Source organism: Roseomonas sp. TAS13 (genome assembly GCF_001950415.1).
Lineage (GTDB): Bacteria > Pseudomonadota > Alphaproteobacteria > Acetobacterales > Acetobacteraceae > Roseomonas > Roseomonas mucosa.
In genome coordinates this window covers 1-7223 of record NZ_BDLP01000224.1, presented here as the reverse complement: position 1 = coordinate 7223, position 7223 = coordinate 1, and the positions used below count along the sequence as shown (strand labels likewise).

Below are 7223 nucleotides of genomic sequence, written 5' to 3'. Positions count from 1 at the left end.
TCGCCTTACGGTGGAGCTGTGCGTAGATGTGATCAAGAGACAGATCATGCCGGGGGCCATGCCCCGGCGGTCCCGGAGGAGGGCGGACACGGACTTGCCCTGCCGAACCGCGCCACCTTCGGCCTCGGGCTGATCGCGCTGCTCGCCCTGGTGACGGAGGGGGCGGTGGGGGACTGGTCGGCGCTGTACCTGGCGGTGGAGGCGGCGGCCCCGGCCGGCGTGGCGGCGCTGGGCTTCGCCGGCTTCTCCCTGGCCATGACGGCGGGGCGGCTGGGCGGCGACGCGGTGGTGCGGCGCCTGGGTGGCGCATCCGTGCTGCGGCTGGGGGCGCTGCTCTCGGCGGCGGGCTTCGTGCTGATGCTGGCGGTGCCGCGCCCGGAGGTCGCCATCGCCGGGCTGGTGCTGGTCGGGCTGGGCCTGTCCAATGTCTTTCCCGTGCTGTTCAGCGCGGCGGGGCGCATCCCGGGCGTATCGCCGGGCATGGGCGTCGCGATGGTGGCCACCATGGGCTATGGCGGGCTGCTGGGCGGACCGCCGCTGCTGGGCTTCCTGGCGCAGCTTTCCGGGCTGCGCCTGGCGCTGTGCCTGCTGGTGTTGACCTGCCTGGCGATCGCCTGGCGCAGCCGCGCGGTGCGGCGGGATGGGGAGGCATAGCGCCTTCCGCATCTCCGGCCCGCGTGGAGGCCGGTTCGGCGAAACTTTCCCCTGGGGGAAGGGCGCTAACCGGCCGTAACGACGGGAGTGTGCGATGAAGACCGATCCGAAGCTCGAAGCCTGCATCCAGGCTTGCCTGGACTGCCACCGGACCTGCCTCAGCTGCATCACCCATTGCCTGGGCAAGGGTGGCAGCCATGCCGCGCTGGATCATATGCGGATCATGATGGACTGCGCGCAGATCTGCCTCACGGCGGCGGATTTCATGATCCGCGGCTCCCGCCACATGGCGCATCTCTGCCGCGAATGCGCGGAGATCTGCCGGGAATGCGCCGAGGCCTGCGGCAACCATTCCGAGGCGGACGAGCATATGCGCCACTGCGCCGAGACCTGCCGCAATTGCGCGGAGGAATGCGGCCGCATGGCGGCCTGAGACACCCCCGCCGCAAGGGCGGCGTTCCTTCCGGCGGGAGGCTGTTATGGTCCGGCAGAAGACCGGCCCGTGACGGACTGACCCGAGGCGGACGGAGATCGAGGAAAGGAGGCCCATGACGGAGCAGGACAAGGTGCCGCCCCTCGGCAGCGTGCTGGAGACCGGCCTCTATGTCGAGGATCTGGGCCGGGCCCGGCATTTCTACGAGGCGGTGCTCGGCCTGGAGCCGATGTTCCTCGACGACCGGCTGGTCGCCTATCCGGCTGGGCCCGGCAGCGTGCTGCTGCTGTTCCGGCGTGGCGCCGCCACGGAGCCGGCCATCCTGCCGGGTGGCATGATCCCGCCCCACGACGCCATGGGCCGGATCCATTTCGCCTTCTCCATCGCACCGGAGGATCTGGACGCCTGGGTGGCGCGGCTGGCCCGGCACGGCATCCCCCTGGAAGGTGGCGTGTCCTGGCCGAAGGGCGGGCGGAGCGTCTATTTCCGCGACCCGGACGGGAATCTGGTGGAACTGGCCACGCCCGGCCTCTGGAAGAACTACTGATCCGCCCAAGGCTTGTAGGAACGCCCTTGGTTCTGTTGGCCGGGGCCGCCAGGGGCGAGGCTGCCGAGGGCCGCATTGCCGGGGAGTCCCGGCCCACCGGGCAGGAACCCGTTGCCCATGCCGGGGCGATCGCCGCCTTCCTGGCCCGCCGAAGGGGCGTGGTGCTGCCGCAGCCAGACGGGCGCGTTGTGCCAGCCGATGGCCAGAAGCAACAGGAGCAGGCCCAGGGGCACCGGCAGCATCCACGGATCGCCGCTGGACAGGAGGCTGCCCGCCGCGCCCGCCAAGCTGGCCGCGAGGATGGCGGCCGCGACGGCCGCGCTTGCGGAAAGCAGCAGGCCCAGGCCGGACAGCAGTTGCACGGCTCCGGTCAGCCACATGAACCAGGGCGCATAGCCGAGCTGGCGGAACAATTCGCCGTCCTCCGGCATCCCCAGCAGCTTCGCGCCCCCCGCCGCCACGAAGAAGAGGGCAAGGCAGGGGCGCAGCCAGCGTTCCACCGCAGGCCACCGGGAAAACGCCCAGCCGAACCGCAATGCCCGCTCCGTCCTTGTTTTCGCTTCGCAACATAAGCCATCCGGCGAGAGGCGGGCAATGGAGCACGGGCCAGCAAGTTCAGGCCGGGATGTCTTGCCCTCGCCGGGCCAGCGGGGGAAGTTGCGCGGCACGAAGAGGGGGACACATGCGATGAAGCTGCTCCGCTATGGCCCGGCCGGGGCCGAGAAGCCCGGGTTGCTCGACGGCAACGGCACCTTGCGCGACCTGTCGGGCGTGGTGCCCGACCTCGCCGGCGAGGCCCTGTCGCCCGAGGGCTTGGCGCGGATCGCCGCGCTGGATGCCGCCGGCCTTCCCGCCGTGCCGGGCAGCCCGCGCCTGGGCACGCCGGTGGCCGGGACGCGGAACTTCCTGGCGATCGGCCTGAACTACGCCGACCACGCGGCGGAGACCGGGGCGCCGATCCCCAAGGAGCCGATCATGTTCCTGAAGTCGCTCGGTTCGCTGCAAGGGCCGAACGACGAGGTGGTGATCCCGCGCAACAGCGTGAAGACGGACTGGGAGGTCGAGCTCGCCATCGTCATCGGCAGCCGCGCGAAGAACGTCTCCCCGGATGCGGCGATGGACCACGTGGCCGGGTACACCATCTGCAACGACGTCAGCGAGCGCGAGTGGCAGATCGAGCGCGGCGGCACCTGGGACAAGGGCAAGGGCGCCGATACCTTCGGCCCGGTCGGCCCCTGGCTGGTGACCCAGGACGAGATCCCTGATCCCCAGAACCTCGCCCTCTGGCTGGAGGTGGACGGGCAGCGGATGCAGGACGGCTCGACGCGCACCATGATCTTCGACGTGCGCAAGATCGTCTCCTATGCCTCGCAGTTCATCACCCTGCATCCGGGCGACATCATCACCACCGGCACGCCGCCGGGCGTGGGCATGGGCCGCAAGCCGCCGGTCTTCCTGCGGCCCGGGCAGAGCATGCGCCTGGGCATCGAGGGCCTCGGCAAGCAGGAGCAGAAGGTGGTGGCGGCGGATTAGCCACCGCCACCCGGCACCGTCACACCGAGACGCGGCGCAGCACGTCCTCGCGGTCCAGCGCATCACGCGCCCCGGCGAGGACGATGCTGCCCCGGTCCATCACCGCGAGATGCTGGCCGAGCTCGTGGGCGAAGTCGAAATACTGCTCCACCAGCAGGATCGCCATGTCGCCGCGCTGGCGCAGCAGGGCGATGGCGCGGCCGATATCCTTGATGATGGAAGGCTGGATGCCTTCGGTCGGCTCGTCCAGCACCAGCAGGCGCGGGCGCATCACCAGGGCGCGGCCGATGGCGAGCTGCTGCTGCTGCCCGCCCGAGAGGTCGCCGCCGCGGCGATGCAGCATGGTCTTCAGCACCGGGAACATGGCGAAGACATCCTCGGGGATCGTCTTCTGCCCCTTGGGCGCGGCGGCGAAGCCGGTTTCCAGGTTCTCCCGCACTGTCAGCAGCGGGAAGATGTCGCGCCCCTGCGGCACCCAGGCGATGCCGCGCCGCGCGCGCTCATAGGGCGGCAGGCGGGTGATGTCCTGCCCTTCCCAGAGGATCTTCCCGCGCGAGACCGGGTGCGCCCCGGTGATGGCGCGCAGCAGCGAGGTCTTGCCGACGCCGTTGCGGCCGAGCAGGCAGGTCACCTCGCCACGCCGCGCCTCCAGCGAAACGCCGCGCAGCGCCACCGCCGCGCCGTAATGCAGCGAGACATCCTCGACGCGGAGCTCAGCGGCCAAGATACACCTCGATCACGCGCGGATCGCTGCTGACATGGTCGATAGAGCCATCCGAGAGCACATGGCCCTCGTGCAGCACCGTGACCTTCACGCCAAGGGCGCGGACGAAATCCATGTCGTGCTCCACCACCACGACGGAGCGGGTGCGGTTGATCTCGCGCAGCAGCTCCGCCGTCTGCGCCGTCTCGGCATCGGTCATGCCTGCCACGGGCTCGTCCACCAGGAGGAGCTGCGGCTCCTGCGCCAGCAGCATGCCGATCTCCAGCCACTGCTTCTGGCCGTGGCTGAGATTGCCGGAGACGCGGTTGGCATGTTCCGACAGGCGGATGGTGGCGAGGATCTCCTCGATCCGCCGCCGTTCCTCCGCCGTTTCCCGGGCGAGGAGGGCGAAGCGCGGGCCGCGCGGGCCGGCCAGGGAGAGCAGCAGGTTGTCGCGCACCGTATGCGGCTCGAAGACCGTGGGCTTCTGGAACTTCCGCCCGATGCCCAGCCGCGCGATGGCGGGCTCGTCCAGCCCCGTCAGGTCGGTCGTGCCGTTGAACAGGACATCGCCCGTGTCGGGGCGCGTCTTGCCGGTGATGACGTCCATCATCGTTGTCTTGCCGGCGCCGTTCGGGCCGATCACCGCGCGCATCTCGCCCGGTTCCAGCACCAGCGAAAGGTCGCGCAGTGCGTGGAAGCCGTCGAAGCTGACATTGACGCCGTCGAGATAGAGCAAGGCGCCGGTTCTCGTGGCGGGGCGCCCGGCAGGGGTCGTGCTGGCCATGATCATGGTGTGGTTCCGGCGTGGTCCCGTGGCCAGGAGAGGGCGCCGCCCTCTCCCGGACCCTCTCCCGCTGGGGAGACAGTGTCTCCCCAGACCCCGCCAGGAGTGGGTGCGGGTGGAAGGGCGCGGGCGGTGTGTTCCAGCGGTGGGAAGGTGGAAGCCTGGGACGATAGGATTGGCCGCGCGGGCGGCACCGCCCGTCGCCGGAGGGCGAGGCCCTCCGGCGCGACCCACCTGTCCGCCAGCGCCGGAAAACTCCTGGCGGGGTCTGGGGGAATACTATTCCCCCAGCGGAGGGGGGACCGGGGGGAGGCGGAGCCTCCCGCCCGGGGCCTGAACACGACGCTCCTCACGAGGCCGCCTCCCGCGCCGCCGCCTCGGCGGGCGAGGACGGTTCCGCCGGCAGGGGCACGCCGCCGGAGCGGCGCCGGGCGAAGAGGCCGACGATGCCGCGCGGCAGGAACAGGGTGACGAGGATGAAGAGGCCGCCCAGGGCGAAGAGCCAGAGTTCGGGCAAGGCGCCGGTGAAGACGGTCTTGCCGAGATTGACCAGGATGGCGCCCAGGATCGGCCCGACCAGCGTGCCGCGCCCGCCGACCGCGACCCAGACCACGGCCTCGATCGAGTTGGCGGGGGCGAACTCGCCCGGGTTGATGATGCCGACCTGCGGCACGTAGAGCGCGCCGCCCAGCCCGGCCATGACGGCGGAGACCGTCCAGGCGACGAGCTTGTAGGCCTCGGGCCGGTAGCCCAGGAAGCGCGTGCGGCTTTCCGTGTCGCGCACGGCGATCAGCACCTTGCCGTAGCGCGAGCGCACCAGCCAGCGCGACAGCAGGAAGCAGCCGGCGAGCACGATGGCGGAGGCCAGGAACAGGGCGCAGCGGGTGCCGTCGAGCTGCAGCGGGACGCCGAGGATGTCCTTGAAGTCGGTGAGGCCGTTGTTGCCGCCGAAGCCCATGTCGTTGCGGAAGAAGGCGAGCAGCAGGGCGTAGGTCAGCGCCTGGGTGATGATCGAGAGATAGACGCCGGTGACGCGCGAGCGGAAGGCGAGCCAGCCGAAGGCCAGGGCGAGCAGGCCGGGCACGAGCAGCGCCATCAGCAGCGCGAAGGGGAAGGAGCCGAAGCCCCACCAGTACCAGGGGAGCGAATCCCAGTTCAGGAAGACCATGAAGTCCGGCAGGTTCGCGTTGGCATAGACGCCGCGCGTCCCGATCTGGCGCATCAGGTACATGCCCATGGCATAGCCGCCGAGGGCGAAGAAGGCGGCGTGGCCCAGGCTCAGGATGCCGGCGAAGCCCCAGACGAGATCCACCGAGAGGGCGAGGATCGCGTAGCAGAGATACTTGCCGGTGAGCGAGACCACATAGGTCGGCACGTGCCAGGCGCTGCCGGGGTCGGTCAGCAGGTTCAGCGCCGCCATCAGCGCGGCGCCGCCCAGCAGGAGGGTGAGGGTGAGGATGCTCGCGATGCGGCTCATGATTCGACAAACCTCCCCTTCACCGGGAAGAGGCCGCGCGGCTTGCGCTGGATGAACAGGATCAGGGCCAGCAGCACCACGATCTTGCCCAGCACGGCGCCCGCCAGCGGCTCCAGGAACTTGTTGGCGACGCCGAGAGTGAGGGCGCTGATGACGGTGCCCCAGAGATTGCCGACACCGCCGAAGACCACGACCATGAAGCTGTCGATGATGTAGCCCTGGCCGAGATTGGGCGAGACGTTGTCGATCTGGCTCAGCGCCACGCCCGCCATGCCGGCGACGCCGGAACCCAGGCCGAAGGTCAGCGCGTCGATCCAGGGCGTGCGGATGCCCATCGCCGCCGCCATGCGCCGGTTCTGCGTCACCGCCCGCATCCGCAGGCCGAGCGAGGTGTAGCGGAAGGCCGCCATCAGCGCCGCGATCACCAGAAAGGCGAAGAGGATGATGACGAGGCGGTTCATGGTGATGGTGAGGCCGCCGAGCTCGAAGGCGCCGCTCATCCAGGCGGGGGTGCCGACCTCGCGGTTCGTGGGACCGAAGACGGAGCGCACCGCCTGTTGCAGCACCAGCGACAGGCCGAAGGTGGCGAGCAGCGTTTCCAGCGGGCGGCCGTAGAGGAAGCGGATCAGCCCGCGCTCGATGGCCACGCCGACCGCGCCAGTGACCAGGAAGGCGAGCGGCACGGCGATGAAGAGCGAGGCGCCGAACAGGCCGGGCGCATGGGCGCGGATCGCGTCCTGCACCAGGAAGGTGGTGTAGGCGCCGAGCATCACCAGCTCCCCATGCGCCATGTTGATGACGCCCATCACCCCGAAGGTGATCGCGAGTCCGGCGGCGGCGAGCAGCAGGACGGAGCCCAGGCTCAGCCCGTACCAGGCGTTCTGCGCCCAGCCCCAGAGCCGCAGGTTCCAGTCGATGGCCTTCACCGCGGCGGCGGCGGCCTCCGCCACGGCGGGCGGCTGGTTGGACAGGCCGGCGATCAGGGCACGGGCATCGATGTCGCCCCGGCCGCGCAGCGTGGCGATGGCGGCGAGGCGGCCGGCTTCCTGTCTCTTGATCACATCTACGCACAGCTCCACCGTAAGGCGA

8 protein-coding genes and 1 pseudogene are annotated in these 7223 nt (G+C 70.3%); 4 read left to right on the top strand and 5 right to left on the bottom strand.

Annotation, left to right across the window (positions count from 1 at the left end):
• The 3 genes and pseudogenes from ROTAS13_RS27240 to ROTAS13_RS16105 all read left to right on the top strand — a co-directional run.
• Positions 1-654: pseudogene (locus ROTAS13_RS27240) on the top strand (hypothetical protein); the annotation flags it as partial.
• 94 nt (positions 655-748) lie between these two features.
• Positions 749-1087 carry a four-helix bundle copper-binding protein gene (locus ROTAS13_RS16110; RefSeq protein WP_019461282.1) on the top strand — a complete coding sequence of 113 codons (339 nt, stop codon included), beginning with the start codon at positions 749-751 and terminating at the stop codon, positions 1085-1087.
• A 115-nt stretch (positions 1088-1202) separates the two neighbouring features.
• The gene (locus ROTAS13_RS16105) at positions 1203-1634 is read left to right on the top strand and encodes a VOC family protein (RefSeq protein WP_019461283.1); all 432 of its coding nucleotides are present in this window, start codon (positions 1203-1205) and stop codon (positions 1632-1634) included.
• Here ROTAS13_RS16105 and ROTAS13_RS16100 read toward each other — a convergent pair.
• Positions 1628-2134, bottom strand: coding sequence for a DoxX family protein (locus ROTAS13_RS16100; protein WP_171979115.1), 507 nt, complete (start codon positions 2132-2134; stop codon positions 1628-1630). The genes ROTAS13_RS16105 and ROTAS13_RS16100 overlap by 7 nt on opposite strands.
• A gap of 187 nt (positions 2135-2321) precedes the next feature.
• On the opposite strand from ROTAS13_RS16100, the gene ROTAS13_RS16095 reads away from it, so the two are divergent.
• Entirely contained in the window at positions 2322-3167 is an 846-nt protein-coding gene (locus ROTAS13_RS16095) for a fumarylacetoacetate hydrolase family protein (RefSeq protein ID WP_075822837.1), read from the top strand.
• A 19-nt stretch (positions 3168-3186) separates the two neighbouring features.
• Here ROTAS13_RS16095 and urtE read toward each other — a convergent pair whose 3' ends face one another.
• The 4 genes from urtE to urtB all read right to left on the bottom strand — a co-directional run.
• Positions 3187-3891: an urea ABC transporter ATP-binding subunit UrtE gene (gene urtE, locus ROTAS13_RS16090; protein ID WP_019461286.1), complete on the bottom strand. Its 705-nt coding sequence runs from the start codon at positions 3889-3891 to the stop codon at positions 3187-3189.
• On the bottom strand, positions 3881-4663 hold the full coding sequence (urtD, locus tag ROTAS13_RS16085; RefSeq protein WP_019461287.1) for an urea ABC transporter ATP-binding protein UrtD: 783 nt from the start codon (positions 4661-4663) through the stop codon (positions 3881-3883). Before urtD ends, urtE begins: the two co-directional genes overlap by 11 nt.
• Positions 4664-5006: 343 nt before the next feature.
• Entirely contained in the window at positions 5007-6134 is a 1128-nt protein-coding gene (urtC, locus tag ROTAS13_RS16080) for an urea ABC transporter permease subunit UrtC (protein ID WP_075822836.1), read from the bottom strand.
• On the bottom strand, positions 6131-7223 hold a 1093-nt coding region (gene urtB, locus ROTAS13_RS16075), incomplete at its 5' end, for an urea ABC transporter permease subunit UrtB (protein ID WP_075822835.1). The genes urtB and urtC, both read right to left, overlap by 4 nt.